The organism is Microbulbifer flavimaris, assembly GCF_001641755.2.
GTDB classification, from domain to species: domain Bacteria; phylum Pseudomonadota; class Gammaproteobacteria; order Pseudomonadales; family Cellvibrionaceae; genus Microbulbifer; species Microbulbifer flavimaris.
This window is the reverse complement of sequence record NZ_LRFG02000002.1, coordinates 829,509-852,056: the sequence shown is the minus strand read 5'-3', so window position 1 is coordinate 852,056 and position 22,548 is coordinate 829,509. Positions and strand designations below refer to the sequence as shown.

Below are 22,548 nucleotides of genomic sequence, written 5' to 3'. Positions count from 1 at the left end.
TATATGTCAGTGCGGGTAGCGAAAGATAAATTTTTGAGCCGGCGAGCTTCTCGGCTTGCGACCATGGTTGAGATACTTCTACTGTGTGTCGCGGTTAGCTCTGGTGGTTTATATCAATTGAGTAGTCTACTGGTATAACACCTGCTGAGATGGGGCGGCCTTTCAGCTGCTTCACAGCAAGTCCGCCCCAAAGGGGGCCGTTTTATTCATTTTACGATTGACTGATATCACGGAGGAAAAGATTTAATGAGCACCGAAAAATATAAGTCAACAATGGCTCCTAGGTTTCTTGGCTTGAGCATGATGTTCAGTGCGGCTCTCTTAGGTGTTGCGCTCACGGACAGTGCATCTATACAGTTTTTTTTCTTTGTGGTGATGGCAGCTCTGCTTCCGCTTCTTCTAGGTCTTGATAAGAAAGGCCGGTCAGCAAAAAGCCCGGAAGAAACTGTAGAGTAGTTAGTTCAGAAATAGCAGATGCCGGAATTCTAGTGCTGAAAATTGTGCTGGAATCGCAAATACGCTCGCTAGCCTATGCGGCGGCAATATGACGTGAAGCCGATTACTCAGCAAGGAGAGGCTTTGAAGGAATCACTGAAAAAAAGGTGGTCTACGGCTGAAGACCATGAGAAAAATGCATTAATTGTTTTGGGTGTCATCTCTATTGGAATTTTTACTTTTGCATTAGGAATTTCTCTAGGCAGAGTCATAGCGGCAACTCTCTGAGTATGGCTAGAAAGTTCACTGCAGCTAGGGAGATTCTGCATCAACAAGGCGAGAAGTCCTGGCGTAGTGGGTCAGCCATATCGAGACCGAGCAGGTTATTGCGAATCGGTGATACCTCAATAAGTGGCTCGTCTTCTACGCATTCTGGCAAGATCATCGCGCCACCATCTTTGTGCAAAAAATGTACACCGAAAGTTGCCCCTGCTGGCGACGCTATAGTTCAAGAAAAAGGATCAAATTTGAAAGCTTTCAGGAGTACATGGATCGGAATTACTCTATATTTCGCGGCAGGCCTGTCTTTTGCGGATGAAAAAAACCAAGAGCTGCTGAAGGGCACATACTGCGAGAAACATGCTCAAGCAGCTGGTTCTGCTGCTGTCATGAGAATGGCCGAGCGGATGTCAAAAGAGCCCAAAAATGAAGCCGCGCAGTTAGAATTTGCACTTGCCATGGCATCTACTTATCAAGAGCAGCTGGACCTCGATGAGGAGGCAGCGATCGCCCTTTTTGCATACCCTTATCGTGCTCAAGTGCACCCTAATTTTTTGCTAGACAGCCGGGCCCATAGGCACCTGTTCTTCAATCTATGTAAAGCGGAAATCCCTGTTACAGCGGTGAAGAACCTCGATCGTGCATCAGCTGCTGCGTGTTTCGATAAGGCCAGAAGCGCCGGACGATTAAACGATGTTGACCCATGTATCGTGGCCCTATTTGAAGCGGAAGATAAGAATCAAAAGCTGCCTGATTGATACAGTGGCACTTGCCCGTATGAGATGTTTACTTTCAGGGTGTTCATATGAAGAACTTGGATTCAGTGATTAGAACCACAGCCCTAGGCTGGTTCTGCTTCTGTTATTTCTTTTCCTTGCTCCTGATTCCAGTTTTTCCCTTTGTGACAGTGGGCTTCGATTGGAAGATCGCCATGCTGATTGTTTTTATTAGCCCTTTGCTCTTTCTGCTGCAGGGCTTTTTGATTGGCAGTATGGTTTGGTTGGGCTTGCAGATATACCGCGCTGGTTCATATCTTTTGTGCCGTAGTAATGGATGATGTCTGGTCGCTGTATTAGTCGGGGAAATGGCTAGCCTTTCTCACTTTCCCTCAGGTAACTCACCACCTCCATTTTTGTGCTGCCCTGAGGAATCATTTTGATGATTGCTCTTCACTTGCCCGGCAATTTACTGGTAAGCGATTCTTGGCCATCACTTTGATAACTTACTGCTGGTGCAGCTGGTACCATAATTGAACTACGAGCCATTGCATGGCATCTGAGACACTTTGGCTAATATTTGCATAAAGTTCGCTTCAGATATCCGCTGCCAATTCCCGCTGCTGCTGCCGCAATCGTGCCATGAAGGGCGATTCTGCCGGCAATGCCATCTCCTGTAGCAGTGCGCGGACAAACCCATCCGGCCGATTGGCTTCGGCACTTCCTTCCAGGGTGGGAAAGATAGCGCGGATGCGTATGAACTTGTCCCCCTTGGTGAATATGTAAGTGGCGCTGCTTGCTTGTGTACCTTGGAGATCGGTCAGCGTATTGCCATAGAAACTGCCAGAATATTCGTTTGTTCCAAGCTTCCATTGTAGTGACTGAACCTCGCTGAGATCTACGGATGCCAGTTGACCCTCACGCTCCATAAGTCGCAGTTCTTTTTGGAGATTTTCTGCTTCTTCCCGGCTAATGGCCGCACTATCTTTCCATTCCGTCTTGCGGATCGGATAGACAAACACCTCGGCTCTGTCGAAGGCGAATTGCTGGTGCTGGAACGTGAGCTGCGCACCGTAAAATGGGTTGTTGTAGATGACCTTTTCGTCAAACAGATAGTCGCCGATGGCCTGCGGAACTTGCAGGCCGGCCACATAATCACTGGCATTCAATGCTTCCAGCAGGTAAGCGCCGGTAAATATATTTTCCCGCTCGAGATCTCTGAGAAACTGCTGGCCCAGGGTAGCAGTGAGCTTGTCCTGGTAACTTTCACTATTGAAGAGTGAGGCTGAGTACTCCAGCGGCAGCGTGTAGTCGTAACGCTTAATCGGTAGTTCTGCCCAGGTCACGACGACTTCTGCTCGTAATGTTTTTTCCATCACGATCGGCAGCATCATCAAAGTGGCACCGGAAAGTGCAGCATTGCCGATCTCTTTGCCCGACTCTTCATCGAGTACTGCGATTGAGATCAGCGCCTGGTAGGCCTGTTCATTCTGTGCCAGAGACAGCTGCTGGAATTTACCGCTCTCTGAGAGCGCTTTGTGCAGTCCGGTGAGATCAAACGCATTCTCATTACAGTGGTGTAACAGCGAGCGGGCGCGAAACGCTGCACATTCCTCGCGCAGCTGGTCACTGGGGTGCTTATAGAAGAGCGAGACGGGTGGATAAACGACGCCCCCGGGCAACGGCTCCTCGACAGTCCTGGCTTGATGCCCCGCACAGGCCGTCAATAGCAGAAGCAAAGGAAGGATAAGCTGTGCACGCTTCATGGGCAGTGTTCTCGCTCTAAACATCACAGTTAAGCGGCAATATACGGAAATGCCGCCAATGGCACCAGCTACCGCTATTCGCGAGCCGCTGATGTTTGGTGATTATTTTGTGATGGAGCAGGCGATACCACGCGACGAGCGTCTATATATGAAGGTGCGTACTGCATGCCATCTAGGCGTGAAAGGGAATAGCAAGACTCTCACGACTGCCAGCTCACGGGCTGAAGACATTTTTTAACCTCAGATGGACGAAGTAGACCCAGTGGATGGGAAAGATGCTATGCGGCAATTCGCCATCATCGTCGTTTTATTACTGTTTGCTGCCAGCGCCCTGGCGGAAGGCAACAAGCGGCACTTATTCATTCTTGCCGGACAGTCAAATATGGAACGGCTGGACGCCGCGCGGCTGTTCACGCCGCTGCTGGAGGCGGCGTTGCCCGCTGACCAGCTCTTGGTGATCAAGGACGCCAGGGGTGGCCAGCCGATTCGGCGCTGGGTTTCAGGCCCGGGGCGGTCGTTGTCTGCGATGGGTCGGGGGCCCCTCTACCGGCAACTGCTAGGCAGGATAGAGGCTGAAACTGGCGGCCTGTATGACTTCGATAGTGTGACGTTTATCTGGATGCAGGGTGAGCGGGATGCACGGGAGGGGCTCGGCGCATACTACGAAGAAAAGCTCCGTGCACTGCTAGCCGCACTGCAGCAAGACCTGGCGCGGCACGACATCGGGCTTGTTATTGGCCGTATCAGTGACCACGGTCTCGATGGGCCGCGCAGTTTGGACTGGCAGCGGGTCCGGGAGGCACAGATGCGGGTGGCGGATGGCCTGCCACTGGGGAGCTGGGTCAACACCGATGACCTAAATGATGGTTTGGGCGCCGACGGGGAGCGACAGGTGAACGCGCTCCACCTCACTCCGAGCGGCTATCGGGAACTGGGACGGCGATTTGCTGTTGCCGCCATCCGCCTGCTCGGACAAAAAGCTGCAGGACACAAGGAGCCGCAGCCATCACAGGAAAATGACAGGACCCTGGTCCAGAATAAGTAGGGCATTCGCGGAGCATGCATGAACCTGTCAGATCCCTTTTCAACCCTGCATCTCGGCGGTCTTTACCTCCTGTCGATACTGCTGGTGATCGCCACGCTCGGGTTCGGCTTCTTCCTTGGGCGCAGGGCACGACGCAAGGGCAGAGCGCCCAGAGACACATCCGTGGGCAGTGCAGTAGCCGCCACGTTGGGGCTGTTGGCATTTATGCTCGCTTTCACATTCAACATGACGGCTGAGCGTTTTGCCCAGCGCAAGGCACTGTTACTTGAGGAGGTAAACACGATTGCCACCGCCTATTTACGTGCGGACTTCCTGAGTAAAAGTGGTGAGCGCCAGGCCCGGGCACTGCTGGCAGAGTATGCGGCTGCCCGGGATTTCAACCCACTGCTGATTGAGCTGCCAGAGTACCTGCGTTCCATCGAGCGTAGTACCCAAATCCACGAGGAGCTATGGGACATTGTCTCGGTGCATGTCGATGAGGGCTTTGATCCGGAAAAACTCAAGGCATTCTATGAGCCATTGAACGGTGTCATCGATTACCACACACGAAGGGTAGAGGTGGGAGGCCGTTACCAGATACCACCGCCAATCTGGATGGCGCTCTACGCCATCACCGGACTGTCGATGTTTGGTATTGGCTTTCAGTTGGGCGTGGCGCGTGGCGGCTCACCGCAGGTTGCCCTGGCGCTGGCACTGTCATTTTCCCTTGTGATTCTCCTCATCGCCGATCTGGATCGTGCAGGAGAGGGCTTTCTGACGGTAGATAACAGTGCCATGGCTGAGCTGAGTGCCAGCCTGCAGCAGCGCCAGCTCGAGGCGAAAAAGTCGCAGGAGTAGTCCTTGTGGCGGATCTCATCATGATCGCCTTTTTGCACCGCGGGCAGGCTTCTGGCATTGAAAACGGACGAATGCATGCAAGCTGAGAATCTCTTTCATACATTGCCACTATCGCTTATCTATATCTTCACGATCTGCTTTGTGCTGACCGCACTCTTCTTCGGAGGCTGGCTCGGCCGTCATTACCGGAGAAAGCACGGGGAACAACGGGAGTCCTCCATTGGCAGTGCCGTGGGAGCGACACTGGGTCTGCTCGCATTCCTGCTCGCGTTTACCTTCAATACGACAGCCAGTCGCTTTGCCGACCGAAAGGCGCTGATGTTAGGGGAGGTAAATGCGATCAATAATGCCTATCTGCGCGCGGATTTCTTAACACCGGAACAGACCCTGCGGGCGAGGGCCCTGCTGGCAGAGTATGCAGATTTCCGTGATTATGACCCCAGGGAGCGTAAGATCGATGCAGAAGCGCTCGCCCAGGTGGAGGAGCTGCACCGGCAGCTGTGGTCCATTGTCGATGCTCATGTGGAGCAGGGCTATAACGCCGGTTACCTGCGGCAGTTTGTGGATCCGCTGATCGAGGTGATCCGCCATCACTATTCGCGGGTGGTTGTGGCACTGGAGTATCGCATTCCCAGCCCCATCTGGATGTCGATGTATTTCATGACTGGGCTGGCGATGATGGTGATTGGCTACCAGTTTGGTATCAGCCGTGGCGGCTCACCACAGATAGCGGTGGCGCTGGCGCTGACTTTCGCTACCGTCATTCTCCTGATTGCCGATCTGGACCGTTCGACAGAGGGGGTGCTGCTGGTGGATCAGCGACCACTACGCGAGCTCAACCTGCGGCTGCAGCGGGAGCAACAGCGTCGACTGGAGGGGGCAGCACCCGGCAGCACTAGCCGGGCCCCGGGTTTACAATCTCCTCGTCAGGTGCGTGAGAGCCCATAAACTCCCGCATAAAGATCTGCCAGAATGCCATGAACAGCGCTGCCAGCAATGGACCGATGGCAAAGCCGCTGATGCCAAACATCATCAGGCCTCCCACGGTAGAGAAGAGCACCAGGTAGTCCGGCAGTTTGGTATCCCGGCCCACCAGGATCGGTCTCAGTAAATTGTCCACCAGGCTGATGACGCCGACACCAAACGCCATCAGCACCGAAGCCTTGACGACCTCACCGGTGGCATAGAGAAAGATTGCCGCCGGGAACCAGATAATCGCCGCCCCCACCGCCGGCAGCAGCGACAGCAGTGTCATTGCCACACCCCAGAGCAGCGGTGCCGGCAGGCCGAGCGCCCAGAAGATCAGGCCACCGAGGGTGCCCTGGGTAATCGCGACCACCAGGTTGCCCTTGATGGTTGCGCGGGTCACCTCCGCAAACTTGTCCAGCAGCAGGCGTTCGCGCTCGTCTCCCAGTGGCAGGGCGCGAATCAGTAGATCCACCAACCACTCCCCGTCGCGAATCAGGAAGAAGGTCAGGTAGAGCATCAGGCCCAGCATCAGGAAGAAGTTCATCGTATTCTGACCGAGCGCAATGGCATTTTTGGCAATAAAGCTGCCAGCATTCATCAGCCAGTTCAGAATCCGCTCTTTGAACTGGTCAAAGTCCATGCCGAAGCGCTCGAAGAATGCGCTGATACCCGGAAAGGCCGAGCGTACCTGTTCCAGTTGTTTCGACAGGTCGATCTGGCCGGTCTGGGCTTTCTGGAACAGGCTGACGGCTTCATTGACAAATGAGCTGGCCACGGCCAGCACCGGGATGACCACCAGCACTACACAGAGTACCAGCGTCAGCAGTGCCATCAGGTTCGGCCACTTCGGGAACCGTTCCATCAGCAGGCGGTACACCGGGAAGAAAATCACCGTGATGGCACAGGCCCAGAAAATGGGTGTGAAGAAGGGCTTCAGCAGCAGTGCAAAAGCCACAGATACCAGCAGCAGGGCGACGACGAACGAGCGCTGTTCCATCTTTGCTTGCACCGGGGGTCCCTCAATTATTGTTGTTGAATGACCGGACTAGTTTACGCAGTGCGCAGTGTCGATTACCAGCTCCGATAGCCGCAGGTATCGACGTGGAAGCGGACACCGCGGTAAATGCCGAGTCCCATGTTCCACTTTTTGCCCACCCGGCGGTGAATCTTCTTCAGCATCGGTACCAGCTCTGCGCGGGTGTAATCCCGCTCGGGGACCATATCCAGCCCGCAGAAATGCATGTGCTTGCTGCGCTTGGAGCCACCGGCCTTGGCATTGTACCGGGTGGTGCGCCAGCCAGAGAGCACTGTCACCGGCCCGATAACAGGGATGATTTCCTTCTGCAGGAGGCGCAGAGTCTCTACCATGGAACCCCAGTTCTTTTCCGGGGGGATGGCGAAGGGCGGCTCGCCCACTTGCTGCCAGTCACTGCCCTGGCGCAGGAGCGAATAGGACGGCACCACGCCATCGACTTTGTTGATATACAGGAAGTGCTGCAGGCGTGTATACCTCGGCCGGGCGTCGCTCTGGTCGAGAAATTTTTCGAAGGCTTTGGGAGAAGCAGCGGCATAACCCTTCACATCGTAGACATCGGGGATCACCAGCTTTTCGGGAATTTTTTCCACAGGAATGATCTCTCGCGGTGTGACCACGCGCTCGGCGAGCTCGCGGACTTTTTCCACCGTGAATACCACCAGCAGCAGAATACCCACCAGGATCAGCGCGGTAATCCAGATGGCCCGGCGCCGCTCGATATGAATATCGATCCACTCGTGATCGGGACTCTCTTTGATGTCCATTGCCGATTTTGCTCCTGAAGAAAAGCATTACCAACGGCGGTAGCCGCAGGTGTCGATATGGAAGCGCACGCCGGAATAGATGCCGAGCCCTGCCCTGCTCTCCGGGCCGACCCGTGCATGCATCGCCTGCAATTCATTGATCAATTCACGGCGGCTGATATTGGACCTGGGCACCAGGTCCACACCGCAAAAGTCCCGGTGATGACTCTGCGCTGAGCCCCCCAATTTACGGTTGTAACGGGCTGTGCGGTAAGCCGAAACGATCACCACCGGACCAATGCTGGGAACCACCTCATCGCGAATCAGTTGCAGTGTGGCGACGATATTGGGCCAGTCGCGACGCGGCGGCATGGCAAAGGGGGGCTCATTGATCCGCATCCAGTCGGAACCCTGGCGCAGCAGACCCCGGGGCGGCAGCAGTTTCAGGTCGACGTCGGCCTCCCGCAGGAAAGTGGTGAATTCGGCGAATTGGGCGCGATGACTGCCCTGGCGGAGGTACTGCTTGAAGGTCTCCTCATTGGCAACGCGGTAGCCGCGCACCTCAATGTAGGGCCGCTCTTTGGATTGCAGGTAGAGCAGCCCCCACATCACGGCGGTAATCAGCACCAGCAGCAAGGTAATGCCGATCAGTACCAGCCAGTTGGTGCGCTCGGCCCGCCACTGGTGGTGGACCTGGCGGCTGAGCAGGGTAAAGCGGTCTGTTGCGGACATGGCATCCGATGGCGTCTGAGTACTACTTCGCCGCACTGGCGCGCGGCGCCTCTTCAATCACTCTCTTTATTCACTATAGCCGCAAACAAAAAGGCCCCCGCAGATTGCTCTGCGGGGGCCTCTCGGACTGATTGGGATTCAGTCTCAGGCGCGGGGGCCGGCGCCCTTCACGTCATCGCTCACCTGGAACTTCTCGATGTTCTCGGCGAACAGCTGGGCCAGTTTCTTGGCCTGCTCGTCATAGGCGGCCTGGTCAGACCACGCTTCACGCGGGTTCAGGTAGCTGTTGTCGACACCCGGGACCTCCAGCGGGATGTCCAGATTCAGTGCTTCCAGGTGCGCGGTCTCGACACCTTCCAGGGCACCGCTCTGAATCGCGGCGATCACGGCACGGGTGACCGGGATCGGGAAGCGCTTGCCGTTGTCACCGGAGCCACCGGTCCAGCCGGTGTTAACCAGGTAGACCTTGGAGCCGAAGTCCTCGATACGCTTCATCAGCAGATCGGCGTACTCGCGCGGTGCGCGCGGCATGAACGGCGCACCGAAGCAGGTGGAGAAGGTCGGGTGGATACCCGCTTCCGCGCCCAGTTCGGTGGAGCCCACGCGGGCGGTGTAGCCGGACAGGAAGTGATAGGCCGCGGCTTCCTTGGACAGGATGGATACCGGCGGCAGTACGCCGGAAACGTCGCAGGTCAAAAAGATCACGTTCTTCGGCTCGCCGGCCTGGTTGCCGGGCTGGCGCATGACCACGTGCTCCAGAGGGTAGGAGCAGCGACCGTTCTCGGTCAGGCTGGTGTCGTGATAATCCGGTGTGCCGACCTCGTCGGTCACCACGTTTTCGACAATGGCGCCGAAACGGATCGCGTCCCAGATAACCGGCTCGTTTTCCTTGCTCAGGTTGATGGTCTTGGCGTAACAGCCGCCCTCGATATTGAAGACGCCGCCCTTGGCCCAGCCGTGTTCGTCGTCACCGATCAGGTAGCGCTCCGGATCGGCAGACAGGGTGGTCTTGCCGGTGCCGGACAGGCCGAAGAACAGGCAGACATCGCCGTCTTTGCCCACGTTGGCGGCACAGTGCATCGGCATGACATCTTTTTCCGGCAGCAGGAAGTTCTGCACCGAGAACATGGCCTTCTTCATCTCGCCGGCGTAGCGCATGCCTGCCAGCAGGACTTTGCGCTGGGCGAAGTTGATGATGACCACGCCTTCGGAGTTGGTGCCGTCGCGCTCTGGCTCGCAGACGAAGTTCGGCGCGTGCAGGATGCGCCACTCTTCCTTGGCCTTCGGGTTGTACTTGTCCGGGCGGATGAACATGTTGCGGGCGAACAGGGTGTGCCAGGCGGTTTGCGCGGTCACCAGCACCGGCAGGTAGTGGTCTTCGTGCTGGCCGACGTGCAGCTGCTGCACGAAGGAGTCAGAGGAGGACACGAACTCTTCCACGCGACTCCACAGGGCATCGAACTTGTCTTGCGGGAAGGGGCGGTTGACCTTGCCCCACTCGATGCTGTCGCTGGTGGAAGGCTCTTCCACCACGAAGCGGTCTGCCGGGGAGCGGCCGGTGCGCGCGCCGGTCTCGGTTACCAGGGCGCCGGTGTCGGAGAGCTTGCCCTCGCCGCGCAGGATCGCCTCTTCAATCAGTTTCGCCGACGCGAGGTTTTTCAGAACCTGCGCCGTGTCGTCCATCTGTGCCATTCGTCGATTACCCGTGAAGTTGTAGGACCAAAACATAGTAGGGCGACGCATACGGGAGGCGTCGCCGGGAAAATCGGGGGGCAGAATTATGGCAAACTTCAATTTGACGGGATACTCAGGAAGGCTGTTTTTTGACCAATGACAGCGTTGTCTTGTGAAATTTTGTGCCGCTTTATTTGAAAAGGCGATGATGTAGTTTTACTACATTGATTTGGTGAATTTTTGGCGCGAATTCGGCGGCTGGCGGTGTGCCGGGCAGGCCCGGTCGAAACCGGGCGCAATCCGTTTGCGGGGGCTCAGTGCAGTGTGTGGGGCGGGGCGTTGAACAACGTCTCGATCTGCTCGCGGTCGAAACGATACTGGGTGTTGCAGAACTGACAGTCCGCCTGAATTTCGCCGCCCTGCTGCTCCAGCAGCTGATAGACCTCTTCCGGGCCCATGGAGACCAGTGCCCGCGCGCTGCGCTCGCGGGAGCAGCTGCACTTGAAGCGAATGTTGGCGGTGCCCAGCGCCTCCGGATTCAGCTGGTGAAAGAGGCGGTGCAACAGCTGGTTGTGAGGCAGGTCGTGCAGCTCCTCTGCGGTCACTGTCTCCGCCAGGTGCTGGGCAGTCTCCCAGGCGTCGGCGTTTTCGGCCGCCGTGGCCGCGTTGTTGCCCGGCAGTACCTGCAACATGATGCCGCCCACCGTGCTGGGGCTGGACTCGATCCAGAAGCGGGTGGCCAGTTGTTCCGACTGGGTGAAGTAGTCCTCGAGACACTCGGCCAGCGTCTCCCGCTCCAGTGGCACGATGCCCTGGTAGCGCTCGCCCTGCTCCGGCTCCACGGTGATAGCCAGCACTCCTCCCTCGCCGATCAGCTGCTGCAGGGAGGCGCCCTCCTCAATCCTGGCCCCTTCCGCCAGTCGGGCGATGCCGCGCAGGTCGCTGTGGTGGGTGCACTCGGCCATGATCAGGGGCACATCGCCCTGGCCGCGGGCCTGCAGTGCCAGCAGCCCCTCAAACTTCAGCGTGGTGGAGAGCAGGCAGGCAGCGGCGAGGAACTCGCCCAGCAGTTGCTGTACCGGCCCTGGAAACTGGTTGTTCTCCAGTACCGCGCGATAGGCATCGGTGAGGGTAACCACCTGACCGCGGATATCGTGTTTGGAAAGAATAAAGCGTTCCAGCTGATCGGACATGGACTCGTGGCCTCGGCAAATCTGTGGGGCGAACGGGCATCGCCGCTCGGGGCGGCGATTTTAGAGGGCCGGGTCCCTAAATGGTAGCTGGGGTGGCGGGCAGGGGTTTATCCGCACAGTTGCTGGATTTGCTGCTCCAGCGCGGCGGCCCGCTGCTGGCGCTCGCGCTCACTGAGCCGCACTTCGCGGCCGTTCTGATCGAGCACGATGACCGGCCCGCGCAGGATGCGCAGGTTGCGCTTGGCCTGGCGGCAGGCTTCCGCCCGCTGGGACTGCTGTCGCTGCAGCCGCTGTTTCTGGCGCTGCCGGTATTGGCGCTCCAGATCCGAGGACGTTTCCCGTTTTCGGGGGGTGGCCGCCGCTTGTGTGGCATCGGCACTGTTGATGGGGGTGAGTTCACCGCCGACATCCTCGGCCTCGGCGCTGACCGGCGGGCGATCTCCGAAGTGTACCCGCCCGTCCTCATCCACCCAGCGGTAGAGCTCATCGGCCACCGTCGCCGCACTGGCTGCGGCGACCGTCAGGGCCAGTAAAACTGTTCTGATCATCCCTTCCTCCCGGTGCTTCCCTGGCGGCCGCAGGGGGCCGTGGTGCAGGTCGCCGGTTACTCGCCGGAATCCTGCGCCAGAGTGCTGAAGAGTCCCGGGGAGTGGCGGTGCGGAATGTGGTAGGTCTGCAGGATCATCGGTTCCTGGGTGCGCGCCGCCGCGGCGTTCAGGACCATACGGTAGCCGGAGTCGTCGCGCAGGTCTACGTAGGGCTTTTCGTTGCTTTCCATCTGCTGGGCAAACTCATTGAAATCCTTCACCGGCTGGCCATTCACAGAATCAATAATCCAGTTTTTCCAGTCGTGATAGCCCAGGTTCACGCCGGCCGGCAGCACCTTGAGGGCTACCACCAGTTCGCTGCGCCCCGCATCGCCCCAGCGGTTGCGGGCGTGCAGGTAATCGATGGGCGCCTTGGAGTGCCAGTTGTTACCCCAGCGCTTGATCAGGTTCATATTCAGCGGCACGAACACCACCCCACCGTAGATGTAGTAACGCGGGCGCTGGTCGAACTGCTCCCCCACCACCAGTGAGCGCGAGGTCGGAGCCGAGCCCAGGGTCACTTCAGCGGTGCGGACCTCACCCTCGCGGGAGAAGCGCACCGGCAGCCGGTCGCCCACATGGTACTGGTCCACCGCGTAGTGGTAATTAGTGCGCTGATTTTCGCGCCACTCCACGGTGCGGTCTGCGGCCACCGGGTAGCCATCCACTTCCAGCAGCACATCACCCGGCTGCAGGACGGATGCCGCCGGGGCATCGTGGAACACCTTCACGATCAGGGCGCCCTCCTGGTCCTCGGCCAGGCCGGCTGCCTGTTTGAGGGACGGGCTCTCCATGCTCTGGGTCACGGCGCCCAGCTCCGGGAAACCATCGTGCGCACCGTCCTCGGCGTCCTTGAGTACATGGCGGATGACGCTGGGCGGCACAAAGTAGCCCAGGTTTTCGGCACCCTGGCTGTTGTTGGTCTGCATGGCGACGCCGACGATGCGACCATCGGAAATCACCGGCCCGCCGCTGTTGCCGGGGTTGATGGCAGCGTCGATCTGGCCGGCCATCAGGTAGCTTTCGGCGTGGGCATAGTACTGGTGCTCGATGCGGGAGAGCACGCCGCGGGTAATGGACAGGGATTTACCGCCAATCGGGTAGCCGTAAACGGTGACCTCTTCCTGCAGGTCAGGCAGTTCCCCCAGATCCAGTGGCCGGGTGTCCTCGAAGAAGTCTGCATCCTCGACGCTGAGCAGTGCCAGGTCCGCCTCGTGGGAGACGAACTCCACCCGGGCGCGGAATTTCTGCGCATCACCGTGGCGCTGCACCTGGATGAAGCTGCCGTTGGCTACCACGTGGGCATTGGTGAGGATGCGCTGGTCGTCGATGACCGCACCGGAGCCCGACAGCTGCTTGGCATTCAGCAGTGCCCAGGGGTTGAAGTAGTCCGGGGCGGCGGCGGTGGTGTAGATCTTGATGATCGAGCGCTTGAGCTGCTCGTGTTCGCGGCTGTCGGCGTTGGCGGTTTGCATCACCAGCAGGGAGAGGGCGACGAGGGCAAAGATTCTTTTCATCATAGGCGGCGGATCGCGGTCTTTTATCTTTGTGGCTGGCAGTTTAGCAGCTGCCGTGGATTACTACGCAGCGTCAGCCGCGACGGAGCACCGGATCAGTCCTGCTCGCGCAGGAAACGGTGAATCTGGCGCCGCTGCTTCTTGTTGGGGCGGTCGCTGCGGATACCGGCATTACTGGCCTGGCGCTCGATGCGGGCCTGTTCGCGCTTGGCCACACTGGCCTCGGTCTCCCGGTACAGCGTCTGGGCGATATCGGCGCCGCGGCGCTGGTCGGACAGGGCAACCACCTCCACCTCCAACTGATCCCAGCCTTTGCGGATCACCAGGGTGGTGCCGGTGGTGATTTCCTTGCTGGGTTTTACCCGCTGGCTGTCGGCGTGGACCTTGCCACCCTCGATGGCCTGCTTGGCGATACTGCGGGTCTTGAAGAAACGGGCGGCCCAGAGCCACTTGTCGATACGGACTTTTTCCATGGGGGATTGGGAGCAATCTCTAGGGTGGGTGAGGGGAGGTCGTGCGGAACTGTATGAGGCAGGGATGCCGATTACAAGCGTACATGGATGTATTCACAGCGTGTCCCGCACGACCTCCCCTCGCCCACCCGGCTACTTGGGGTGCTTGGGAGCGATTTCGATGATCTCGTTGAAGTGCAGGATCGCCGGGAAGTCGCTGATGTCACGCAGCGGGCCGCGGCTGTCCGGTTGCAGGATGCACAGCAGATACGCGATGCCGTAATCGCGGGCGGCGGCCAGCACCTGCTCGTTATCGTCCACGAACAGGGTGCGGGCGGGGTCAAATTCCGAGTGCTCGCGCAGCACCGGCCAGAAGTCGGCGCTCTCCTTGGCGTAGCCCAGGTCGTGGGAGGAGACGATGCCGTCCATCCAGCGGTCGATGCCGGTGCGCTCCAGCTTGTGGGTCAGGCCATCGGGGTGGGCGTTGGTGACCAGCAGCACACGCTTGTCCATCTGCTGCAGCCCGCTGAGGAAGTCCTCAACGTGGGGGCGCACGGCGATTCGATCCTCGATTTCCCGCAGGATGGCGGGGATATCCATCTTCAGTTCCCGGGACCAGAAATTCAGGCAGTACCACTCCAGGGTGCCGCGCCGGCCCTCGATTTCCTCCACCAGCGCCTGTTCCGCCTGGGCCAGCGTCATGCCATGGGTTTCGGCATAGCGCCTGGGCAGGTGGTTGAACCAGAAGTGATTGTCGTAGTGCAGGTCGAGCAGTGTGCCGTCCATATCCAGCAGCACGGTGTCGACGCCTCGCCAGTCCAGCATGAAAACCTGTACCTCGTTGGTGGCCGGCGCAGTCACAGTGCGCCGGCGGTTAAAAAATCACCGGTTGCCTATTATGCCCGCGCGCGCCCTATTCCGTACAGCAGCGCCAGCTGGGCACCATAATAGGTGACCATGATCGCGGTTCCGGCCAGTGGCAGCGGCAGCAGGAAGCGATTCACGGCAATCAGGGTGTCGGAGACCACAAAAATGATAGCGCCAGCGTACAGCAGGCCCGAGTTGCCACGATGGGCGGCAGCCGCCAGGGCCATGGCAGTGATCGCCAGCAGGTAGCAGAGCACCGCTGGCGCCAGTTCAGTCGCGGCAGGCAGTAGTTGCGAGGCCAGCAGGCTCGTGGCCAGCAACAACGGCAGCGCCCGCATCGCAAAGCGCTGACTCCGGAACTGGGCGCCGCGCAGGAAGTTTGCTGCGTAAACCACCTGTGCGATCAGGAACGCGGCCAGGCCCATCACGAATTGCAGCGGGAAATCCAGTGCCAGCAGCACGTCCCCCAGGGCGGAAAATGCCAGTGCGACCAGGGTCAGGGTACGTGTGACACCGCGCAGCATCAGGGCCGCCATGATACCGAGCACGGCAATCGGCGCGGCCTTGAGCGCTGGCATCCACAGGGCCTGGCCGCCCGCCGCATCGAGAAAAATATAGAGCCCCGCCAGCAGAGCAAAAGCGGCGGGCAAAAGTTTGCGCAGGACGAGCCCATTGGAGACAGTGGGAGATGTTGCGGCGGAAGTCATGGTCATGTCGGTATCTTTCTTCTATTTCTTCTTGGTTTTCTCAAGGGGCTATGGGAAAGGGACGAGGGGTTTGGGGCAGTATTCGTGAAACACAGCGGCCGCGCAATCACCCGTGGTCTCGGTCATGGAATCGTGGCAGCGTCACTGCCAGTACAAAAAGATGCAATCGGAAAGGAGAGCTTCGCCCATGAAGGCAGACAATATTCTCGAAACCATCGGCAATACGCCACACGTCCGCATCAATCACCTGTTTCGGCCCGACATCGAGGTGTGGATGAAAGTGGAGCGGTTCAATCCCGGCAGCAGCATCAAGGATCGCATCGCCCTGTCCATGATCGAGGAGGCCGAACAGGGCGGCGCGCTAAAGCCCGGTGGCGTCATCATCGAGCCTACCTCCGGCAACACCGGTATCGGGCTGGCGATGGTGGCGGCAGTCCGCGGTTACCGGTTGATCCTGACCATGCCGGAGTCCATGTCCATAGAGAGACGCAAGATCATGAAAGCGCTGGGGGCGGAGTTGGTGCTCACTCCCAAGGAGCGTGGCATGCCCGGGGCCATCGAGCGGGCCGAAGAACTGCTGCAAGAGCACGAGAACAGCTGGATGCCGCAGCAATTTCGCAACCCGGCCAATGTGAAAATACACCGGGAACAGACGGCGAAAGAGATACTCGATGATTTCCCCGAGGGTCTCGACTATATGATCACTGGCGTCGGTACCGGCGGCCACATTACCGGTTGCAGCGAGGTGTTGAAGGAGCATTTCCCGGGGCTCAAGACATACGCGGTGGAGCCGGAAAAGTCCCCGGTCATCAGTGGCGGCGAGAAGGGGCTGCACCGGCTGCAGGGTATCGGCGCGGGTTTTGTCCCCGAGATCCTCAACCGGGATACCCTCGATGGCACTGTCCAGGTGAGCGAGGAAGACAGCTTTGAGATGGCCCGGCAGTGTGCCAGCAAGGAGGGGATCTTTGTCGGTATCTCCTCCGGCGCCAGCCTCGCTGCGGTGAAACAGCGCGAGGCGGAATTCGCCCCCGGCGCCCGCGTGCTGGTGTTCAGCTACGACACCGGCGAGCGTTATCTATCCATCGAAGACCTGTTCCCGGCCTGATTCCTGCGAGTACTGTGGCCGGTGCCGTGGGAAGGGAGCCGGCCGGCGCGTATAATGCCCGCTTTTCGCGCCACCGCGGTGGTGCGGTGACAATGATAAATGGGGTCCGCCAGCAGTCGGACCGGGAGCTGGAGTGGTTATGACACAGGGGCTGGAAAGCAAGGCGCTGCTGGAGCGCGTGATCGGGATCTGCGAGCGCGCCGGTGAGGCGATCCTCGAGGTGTACAACAGCAGCGAGGAGCTGTCGGTGGATACCAAGGCCGACGATTCCCCGGTGACCGCCGCCGATCTGGCCGCCCACCGTGTGCTGGCCTCCGCGCTGGCTGAGCTGATTGAAGGGGTGCCGGTACTGTCAGAGGAGCAGGAAATGCCCTCCTTCGAGCAGCGCAGCAGCTGGCAGCGTTACTGGATTGTCGATCCCCTCGATGGCACCAAAGAGTTCATCCGCCGCACCGGCGAGTTCACCGTGAACGTTGCCCTGATCGACAACGGCGAGCCGGTATTGGGGGTGGTCTACGTACCGGTCCTGAACATCATCTATGCCGGCTGTCGCGATCTGAATGGCAGTGGCGACAAGTTCGCGTTCAAGCGTGATGCCAGTGGCGAAGCGCCCATCAGCGTGCGGCCCATGGCTCCGCGCCTGGAAAGTCGCCAGCCGGTGGAACTGGTGGCGAGCCGCAGCCACGGCGCCGGAGCGGTCGATCAGCTGGTGGAGCGGATCGAGTCGGAGCTCGGCGCTGTGGAGTGCAAGAACATGGGCAGCTCACTGAAGCTGTGTCTGGTTGCCGAGGGTGCGGCGGATCTGTATCCGCGCCTGGCGCCCACCTGCGAGTGGGACACCGCCGCGGCCCAGGCCGTGGTGGAGGCAGCCGGTGGAACCGTCGTCGACGACCAGTTCGAACTGCTGCGCTACAACCGCAAGGACTCGCTGCTGAACCCGTATTTCTACGTGATCGGCGATACCGGTTTCGACTGGCGCGCATTGCTCACAAAGTAGTCATTTTTGGGCTAGCCTTTCAGATAGGTTCTGTGTCCACCGCCCGGTTCCCCGGGCGGTGCCCCTCCGAGGTTGCCCGATGTCCGATCTCCGTAGCGTCCATGTGAATGTCAGCGAGAGTGAGACTCGCAAAATGCGCCGCCAGCTGGAATCCGAGATCCAGTGGCTGCAGCGGCAGATGGACGAATTGCAGGGTGCTGCCGGGGAGCTCGATATCTCCCTGCTGCAAACCTACAAAGAAATGATTTATTGTCGGCGCGCGCTGCTCGGGCGCATGCCCCGCTGAGTATTTTGTTTTCCCGCCTTCGATTTTTTTGGTAAACGCTTTCTAAAAAGCGCGCAATCCATTGCTCCGTTTGCCACGAAAAAATAAATACCGTCTACGCTTGGTGAGTTAATCAAATAAGAGTAACTCCAATGCGTTATCCGGTTGTGGTTCACAACATCGAATACGCAGGTTTCGGGGCCATCGCTCCGGACCTCCCGCACTGCCACTGCCACGCCGAGACTCTCGATGCGACCCTGCAGAAGATGGCCGAGACGATCTTCCAGCGCCTGGACGATATGCACGCTGCCGGCGAGACACCTCCACCTTGCAGCGAGATCGATGCGCTGCGCAATAATCCGGCTTACGAGGGTGGTATCTGGGCCATGATCGATGTGGACCACGAACAGCCACTCCCCAAATCCAACTCATAACCTCCAACTGAAAAGGCTCAAAGGGAATTCTCTGACCAAGGAAGGAAAGGCATGAAAAAAATTGTCGGTGCGCTCGCCCTGCTCTTCTCCCTGTCCGCCGGGGCAGTGGAATGGAACAACCCGATTGAAGGCTTCTGTGTCGGCGAATATCAAGTCGTCGGTACCATCGGGCTCGGCCAGGGCGAACTGCAGATCAATGATGACCAGGATTTTTATGGCTACGGCAGTGTGGGTATCTCACCCAGCATCGGCCTGTGGCAGGTAGAACTGCGTTACACGAATTTTGATGACGGTGGCGTGGATATTGACCAGTACGGTATCAACTTCAAGGTGGACTTTACCCTGAATTGCGACGTGCACTGCCTGTACTGGATGGCGGGTTGGAACTACAGCGAAGTCGACGTGGACGAGGTGATCCGCGGCGGCCTGCCGGTGATTGTCGAGGATAACGGCTACGACAATTACTGGAATGCGGGTGTCGGCTATCGCTATCGCTGGACGCGGGACTTCGATACCTCGGTGGAATACATGTACAACGATGTCGGTAAAGTGGCGGGCTTCGACCTGGGCCACCTGCGCGGGCTCACTGTCAATTTTGCCTATCGTTTCTGAGTCTACAGCTGCCTCGAATGCGCAGTATTCCATGGAGATCGGCGCCCGGCACCAGAGCCGGACGCCGTTTTTGGTCTGGTTAATGTTGTCACGCTAGAAGCGGACGATGCCCTTTAGCCACAGCGTGCGTCCTGGCTCGTTGACCCTTTGCAGCTGTTCAAACCCTGCCACCAGCGCGCCGGCGCGGCTGATGTGTTCCGCATAGGTTTCGTCCAGCAGGTTGTCGATACCGGCTGTCAGCTGCAATGTCTGAGAGGGCTGCCAGCTACTGTTCACCGATAAAACAGTCGCACCATCCGTCGGACTGATATCCTGCCCGGCGATATTGCCCTTGCCCGGATCGACCCGGTCCTGGCTGGCGATACCCCGTACCAGCAGCCCCGCACCCCATGCCCCCCGGCTGTAATTGAGCGCCAGGCGCGCCTCCAGTGGCGGCAGTTGGGCGAGAGTGGTGTCATCGGTATCGTTGGCACCGCGGACAGAGGCGAGGGTCAATTCCGTCCGCCAGTAATCGTGCAACTGATATTGAACGTCCAGCTCCAGCCCCCAGGAGCGCGCATCGATATTGCGAACGATACTGGTTGTGCGAGTCGCGGGCATGTTCATCATGGTGCCGCCGCCCATCACTGGTTTTTCATAACCAGACTGGATCAGCAGGTAGTCATCGATACGGTTGTAGAAAGCGGACAGGCTGCCAGACAGACGATCGCCGTTGTAGAGCCCGCCGATATCCAGCTGTGAGGTCTTTTCCGAATTGATCGCAAAGGCGCTGACAGAGTCGGTTGTTTCCCTGGCGATCATTTCCCAGTAATCCGGGAAGCGCTCACTATGGCCGAGACCGGCAAAGAGGGTGGAGTTGCCCTCTCCCAGCTGCGTTTCGTGCCGCAGGAAGCCGCTCTTCAGCAGTTCATCACGCTCCCGCCCGGCGCTGGGGTTCGGCGCCGTGGCCATCATCGACAGCATCACCCCGGGGCGCTGATCTGTTACCTGCCAATCGTCCAATCGCAACCCGCCAATCCATTGTCGCGCGTCACTCTGCTGCCAGCTCAACTCGGTAAAGAGTCCCGTCTGTAAAAACTCAGCATCCGGATTGCGGCGCAACTGTCGGTAATTCAACATTTGCTGGTTCATGGTGTTGCGGCTGGTGTGGGCGTTGAATTGGCTGTCCAGGCCTACCACCAGCTCTGTGGCAGACGAGGACGCCAGTGTCAGTTCCGCCTTTGCCCCACGGGTTTCCCGATCCGGGTTCATCGCCACCGGGTTGGCCATGGGCCCGGCCGGTTGCCGCAGGCTGTAGTTATCCATCACATGATCGACATAATTGAGATAGCCCTGCACTTCCAGCGCCTTGACGGTTTGCCCCAGGTTCTCCCAGCTGGCACTGGCGCTGTGGTGCTCGCGGGCAAAACGGCTGCCGTCTACGCCCCGGTCCGCATAGGCGGCCTCGCCATCACTGCGGGCGCTGCTGATGCTGTAGCGGGTATCGTCATCCGGGGTCCAGGCCAGGCTGGCCTGCCCCTGCCAGCGCTCGTAGCGAGAGTGAATGGTGACACCGTCGCCGTCCTCGTAGTCATCGGCGGAGGCGGCTGACAGGGAGCCGTGGACGGAAAGCTCCGGCGCGCTGTAGCGGGCATCAAGCAAACCATCGTGACGACCCGCGCTGCCGGTCAACAGGCTCGAGTAAACACTCCACTGCTCTTCACCGGGTCGCTCCTCCTCCCGCTCGAACAGCACTACACCGGCGGAATTGCCCGGACCATGACGGACGGTTTGCGGCCCCTTGATCACCTGAATTACATCCAAGCTCTCCGGGAAAATATAGGCGGTGGGTGGGTCCATGCGGTTGTTGCAGCCTCCCAGAATGACTTCGCCATCGACCAACACCGCAAGGCGTGAGCCGGCCATGCCGCGCAGTACCGGGTCACCGTCTGTGCCACCTTTGCGGATCACCGAGAAACCCGGAATCGTTTTCAGATAGTCTGCTCCGTCATTGGCCGGTAACGGTTGGCGGGGCTTTTTTGGATCAGTGATCACGGTGAGCGGACTATGCATCACCGCACCGGTGACAACGACCTGCTCAAGCGTCTCGCTCTCCGAAGCGCTGACGGCCTCGACGGCGTATAGAGCGATAGCCAGGCTCAGTAGCGAGCGGGCGGGACCCGGCAGCCGTTGCCGGTTGCGACGCAACGGCACGGTGCCGTTCCTTCGGGAAAAGTATTTCTTCATGGTTTCTTCCACACAGGGGCAACTGTCTCCCCTCAGGGAGGCAGTCGCGAACAGAGCGCGCGCCGGCACTTGGCGGCGGACGCTAGAAAAATTATTTGTGATTGGGTCAGGAAGAAACCGGGGTGGGTGGCGCGCGGCCCTGGGGGCGAAGAAAGTGTGGAGCGGGAAGAAAGCCGTTTAAGCGCTGGGCGTTATTGAACCCGGCCTGAGCAGTATCGCTGAAGTACAGCGGTGGGACCGCGACAGCCAGTGCCGCGCTGGCGGCGAAACTGCAGTGGTTATCGGCGAAGGCCTGCCCGGTGGCCGGGCTGTGATCATGGCCGCTATGCGGGGTGTCTGCGGATGCGAGCGGGTCGCCGTGGTGACCCTGGTGGTGATTGTGGTGGTGGTGCTGGCCGCCGGCGGGCTCGGCGGCGGCTGCCAGGGACTGCAGAAGAAACGCACTGCGGGCATCGCCGTGACAGAGCCCGTAAAGGCTGCCGGAGGCCACGGCGGCTGGCATGTAGCCGGCGGGCACCAGGCCGCGCACCGCCAGGAACAGCGCCAGCAGCAGTACGGCCGAGAGCCTTGCTGCGGGCCGGAGCCGTGTCCGTTGTAGGGTGCGAAGAGGTTGCATGGCAGCGGTGGCTTTTATGTGATCTGGCCCATATTGCTATTGTGCCGCCGTGCTCTCATGCGGGCAACGGTTGCGGTGGTCCCATCGGCTGTAAAGACGGCAGATGCATGGCAGCCCGGCTGAGGCTACCATTGGCCGAATCTGGCGGAAGTCGAGGAGTGCCCGTGAAAAAATTGCTTGTTCTGGCCGTGCTACTCGCGCTCGGTGGATATATCGCGTTGCCCTGGTATACCGTCGAACGGATCGAGCGCACTGCGGCGGAGGACGATGTGGAGCGCCTCGCCGGTTATATCGATTTTCCCACCCTGCGCGATAATTTAAAGGCGGGGCTGCAGGAGGATCTGCGTCGCTCCATGGGGGATGAGGTACCGCCGGAGCTCAGCGATTTTCTCAGCGCCGGTACCAACCTGCTGATTGGTCCGATCCTGCGGCAGCTGGTGACCCCCGAGGGCATCGCAGAGCTGCTGCGCGGTGGTGAGAGCCTGCTGGCCTTTGAGCGCGAACTCTACCGGCGCAGTGAGCCGCCCGCGCCCGGCGATGAGGGCAGTGAGCAAGTCACTGATGGCTGGCGGCTGCTGGGCTGGCGTTTTGCCGGCCTCAACCGGGTCCACGCCGATTACGGCCCGGAAGGCGACCCGCAACTGCAGCTATCCCTGGAGCGCCAGGGCGCCCGGTGGCGGGTTGTGGATCTGCAGTTTCTCCCCGAGACTGAACAACAGGAGCGAGACTAACCGTGCA

26 protein-coding genes are annotated in these 22,548 nt (G+C 59.4%); 13 read left to right on the top strand and 13 right to left on the bottom strand.

The annotated features are described in order from the left end of the window. The first annotated feature begins 246 nt into the window (after window positions 1–246). The 4 genes from AWR36_RS08520 (at window position 247) to AWR36_RS08510 (ending at window position 1,771) form a co-directional block, all read left to right on the top strand. The gene (locus AWR36_RS08520) at window positions 247–456 is read left to right on the top strand and encodes a hypothetical protein (protein WP_067083690.1); all 210 of its coding nucleotides are present in this window, start codon (window positions 247–249) and stop codon (window positions 454–456) included. A 93-nt stretch (window positions 457–549) separates the two neighbouring features. Further along, window positions 550–723, top strand: coding sequence for a hypothetical protein (locus AWR36_RS16220; protein WP_156417397.1), 174 nt, complete (start codon window positions 550–552; stop codon window positions 721–723). Window positions 724–821: 98 nt separating this feature from the next. Further along, a complete protein-coding gene (locus tag AWR36_RS08515) occupies window positions 822–1,472 on the top strand; it encodes a hypothetical protein (RefSeq protein WP_141398503.1) in 651 nt (216 codons plus the stop codon). Window positions 1,473–1,519: 47 nt separating this feature from the next. Next, window positions 1,520–1,771, top strand: coding sequence for a hypothetical protein (locus AWR36_RS08510; protein WP_067083686.1), 252 nt, complete (start codon window positions 1,520–1,522; stop codon window positions 1,769–1,771). Between the two features lie 255 nt (window positions 1,772–2,026). On the opposite strand, the gene AWR36_RS08505 is transcribed toward AWR36_RS08510, so the two are convergent. Next, window positions 2,027–3,196: a hypothetical protein gene (locus tag AWR36_RS08505; protein WP_141398502.1), complete on the bottom strand. Its 1,170-nt coding sequence runs from the start codon at window positions 3,194–3,196 to the stop codon at window positions 2,027–2,029. Between the two features lie 280 nt (window positions 3,197–3,476). Between AWR36_RS08505 and AWR36_RS08495 the strand changes: the two genes are divergently transcribed. The 3 genes from AWR36_RS08495 (at window position 3,477) to AWR36_RS08485 (ending at window position 6,026) form a co-directional block, all read left to right on the top strand. Then, complete coding sequence (locus AWR36_RS08495) at window positions 3,477–4,241, top strand: sialate O-acetylesterase (RefSeq protein ID WP_067083680.1); 765 nt, start codon at window positions 3,477–3,479, stop codon at window positions 4,239–4,241. Window positions 4,242–4,259: 18 nt separating this feature from the next. Further along, complete coding sequence (locus AWR36_RS08490; RefSeq protein WP_067083678.1) at window positions 4,260–5,078, top strand: bestrophin-like domain; 819 nt, start codon at window positions 4,260–4,262, stop codon at window positions 5,076–5,078. A 75-nt stretch (window positions 5,079–5,153) separates the two neighbouring features. Continuing rightward, entirely contained in the window at window positions 5,154–6,026 is an 873-nt protein-coding gene (locus AWR36_RS08485; RefSeq protein ID WP_067083676.1) for a bestrophin-like domain, read from the top strand. On the opposite strand, the gene AWR36_RS08480 is transcribed toward AWR36_RS08485, so the two are convergent. From AWR36_RS08480 to AWR36_RS08435, 10 genes are all read right to left on the bottom strand, one after another. Continuing rightward, window positions 5,974–7,056 (bottom strand): AI-2E family transporter, encoded by a 1,083-nt coding sequence (locus AWR36_RS08480; RefSeq protein ID WP_067083674.1) that lies wholly within the window; start codon window positions 7,054–7,056, stop codon window positions 5,974–5,976. The genes AWR36_RS08485 and AWR36_RS08480 overlap by 53 nt on opposite strands. Before the next feature lie 62 nt (window positions 7,057–7,118). After that, entirely contained in the window at window positions 7,119–7,847 is a 729-nt protein-coding gene (locus AWR36_RS08475; protein ID WP_067083671.1) for a D-Ala-D-Ala carboxypeptidase family metallohydrolase, read from the bottom strand. A 27-nt stretch (window positions 7,848–7,874) separates the two neighbouring features. After that, window positions 7,875–8,558: a D-Ala-D-Ala carboxypeptidase family metallohydrolase gene (locus tag AWR36_RS08470; protein ID WP_067083670.1), complete on the bottom strand. Its 684-nt coding sequence runs from the start codon at window positions 8,556–8,558 to the stop codon at window positions 7,875–7,877. A 144-nt stretch (window positions 8,559–8,702) separates the two neighbouring features. Further along, the gene (locus tag AWR36_RS08465; RefSeq protein ID WP_067083668.1) at window positions 8,703–10,250 is read right to left on the bottom strand and encodes a phosphoenolpyruvate carboxykinase; all 1,548 of its coding nucleotides are present in this window, start codon (window positions 10,248–10,250) and stop codon (window positions 8,703–8,705) included. 296 nt (window positions 10,251–10,546) lie between these two features. Further along, window positions 10,547–11,425 carry an Hsp33 family molecular chaperone HslO gene (gene hslO, locus AWR36_RS08460; RefSeq protein WP_067083665.1) on the bottom strand — a complete coding sequence of 293 codons (879 nt, stop codon included), beginning with the start codon at window positions 11,423–11,425 and terminating at the stop codon, window positions 10,547–10,549. 107 nt (window positions 11,426–11,532) lie between these two features. Further along, the gene (locus tag AWR36_RS08455; protein WP_067083663.1) at window positions 11,533–11,973 is read right to left on the bottom strand and encodes a DUF4124 domain-containing protein; all 441 of its coding nucleotides are present in this window, start codon (window positions 11,971–11,973) and stop codon (window positions 11,533–11,535) included. A gap of 56 nt (window positions 11,974–12,029) precedes the next feature. Then, window positions 12,030–13,532, bottom strand: coding sequence for a S1C family serine protease (locus AWR36_RS08450; RefSeq protein WP_067083660.1), 1,503 nt, complete (start codon window positions 13,530–13,532; stop codon window positions 12,030–12,032). A 92-nt stretch (window positions 13,533–13,624) separates the two neighbouring features. Beyond that, the gene (locus tag AWR36_RS08445) at window positions 13,625–14,002 is read right to left on the bottom strand and encodes an RNA-binding S4 domain-containing protein (protein WP_067083658.1); all 378 of its coding nucleotides are present in this window, start codon (window positions 14,000–14,002) and stop codon (window positions 13,625–13,627) included. A 132-nt stretch (window positions 14,003–14,134) separates the two neighbouring features. After that, window positions 14,135–14,806 carry a GMP/IMP nucleotidase gene (yrfG, locus tag AWR36_RS08440; RefSeq protein WP_067084049.1) on the bottom strand — a complete coding sequence of 224 codons (672 nt, stop codon included), beginning with the start codon at window positions 14,804–14,806 and terminating at the stop codon, window positions 14,135–14,137. Between the two features lie 71 nt (window positions 14,807–14,877). Continuing rightward, window positions 14,878–15,561 (bottom strand): lysoplasmalogenase, encoded by a 684-nt coding sequence (locus AWR36_RS08435; protein ID WP_067083656.1) that lies wholly within the window; start codon window positions 15,559–15,561, stop codon window positions 14,878–14,880. 181 nt (window positions 15,562–15,742) lie between these two features. On the opposite strand from AWR36_RS08435, the gene cysK reads away from it, so the two are divergent. From cysK to AWR36_RS08415, 5 genes are all read left to right on the top strand, one after another. Beyond that, window positions 15,743–16,660 (top strand): cysteine synthase A, encoded by a 918-nt coding sequence (gene cysK / locus AWR36_RS08430; RefSeq protein WP_067083654.1) that lies wholly within the window; start codon window positions 15,743–15,745, stop codon window positions 16,658–16,660. Between the two features lie 139 nt (window positions 16,661–16,799). Further along, a complete protein-coding gene (gene cysQ, locus AWR36_RS08425; protein WP_067083652.1) occupies window positions 16,800–17,657 on the top strand; it encodes a 3'(2'),5'-bisphosphate nucleotidase CysQ in 858 nt (285 codons plus the stop codon). A 79-nt stretch (window positions 17,658–17,736) separates the two neighbouring features. Beyond that, the gene (locus AWR36_RS16105; RefSeq protein WP_141398501.1) at window positions 17,737–17,943 is read left to right on the top strand and encodes a hypothetical protein; all 207 of its coding nucleotides are present in this window, start codon (window positions 17,737–17,739) and stop codon (window positions 17,941–17,943) included. Window positions 17,944–18,074: 131 nt separating this feature from the next. Next, a complete protein-coding gene (locus tag AWR36_RS08420; RefSeq protein ID WP_067083650.1) occupies window positions 18,075–18,356 on the top strand; it encodes a type II toxin-antitoxin system HicB family antitoxin in 282 nt (93 codons plus the stop codon). Between the two features lie 51 nt (window positions 18,357–18,407). Further along, complete coding sequence (locus AWR36_RS08415) at window positions 18,408–18,968, top strand: outer membrane beta-barrel protein (protein WP_067083647.1); 561 nt, start codon at window positions 18,408–18,410, stop codon at window positions 18,966–18,968. A gap of 93 nt (window positions 18,969–19,061) precedes the next feature. On the opposite strand, the gene AWR36_RS08410 is transcribed toward AWR36_RS08415, so the two are convergent. Both AWR36_RS08410 and AWR36_RS16215 read right to left on the bottom strand, forming a co-directional pair. Next, window positions 19,062–21,194 carry a TonB-dependent copper receptor gene (locus AWR36_RS08410; protein WP_082679487.1) on the bottom strand — a complete coding sequence of 711 codons (2,133 nt, stop codon included), beginning with the start codon at window positions 21,192–21,194 and terminating at the stop codon, window positions 19,062–19,064. Between the two features lie 106 nt (window positions 21,195–21,300). Further along, window positions 21,301–21,810, bottom strand: coding sequence for a hypothetical protein (locus AWR36_RS16215; RefSeq protein WP_067083644.1), 510 nt, complete (start codon window positions 21,808–21,810; stop codon window positions 21,301–21,303). Window positions 21,811–21,974: 164 nt separating this feature from the next. Between AWR36_RS16215 and AWR36_RS16210 the strand changes: the two genes are divergently transcribed. Beyond that, window positions 21,975–22,541, top strand: coding sequence for a DUF2939 domain-containing protein (locus tag AWR36_RS16210; protein WP_067083642.1), 567 nt, complete (start codon window positions 21,975–21,977; stop codon window positions 22,539–22,541). The last annotated feature ends 7 nt before the right edge of the window (window positions 22,542–22,548 follow it).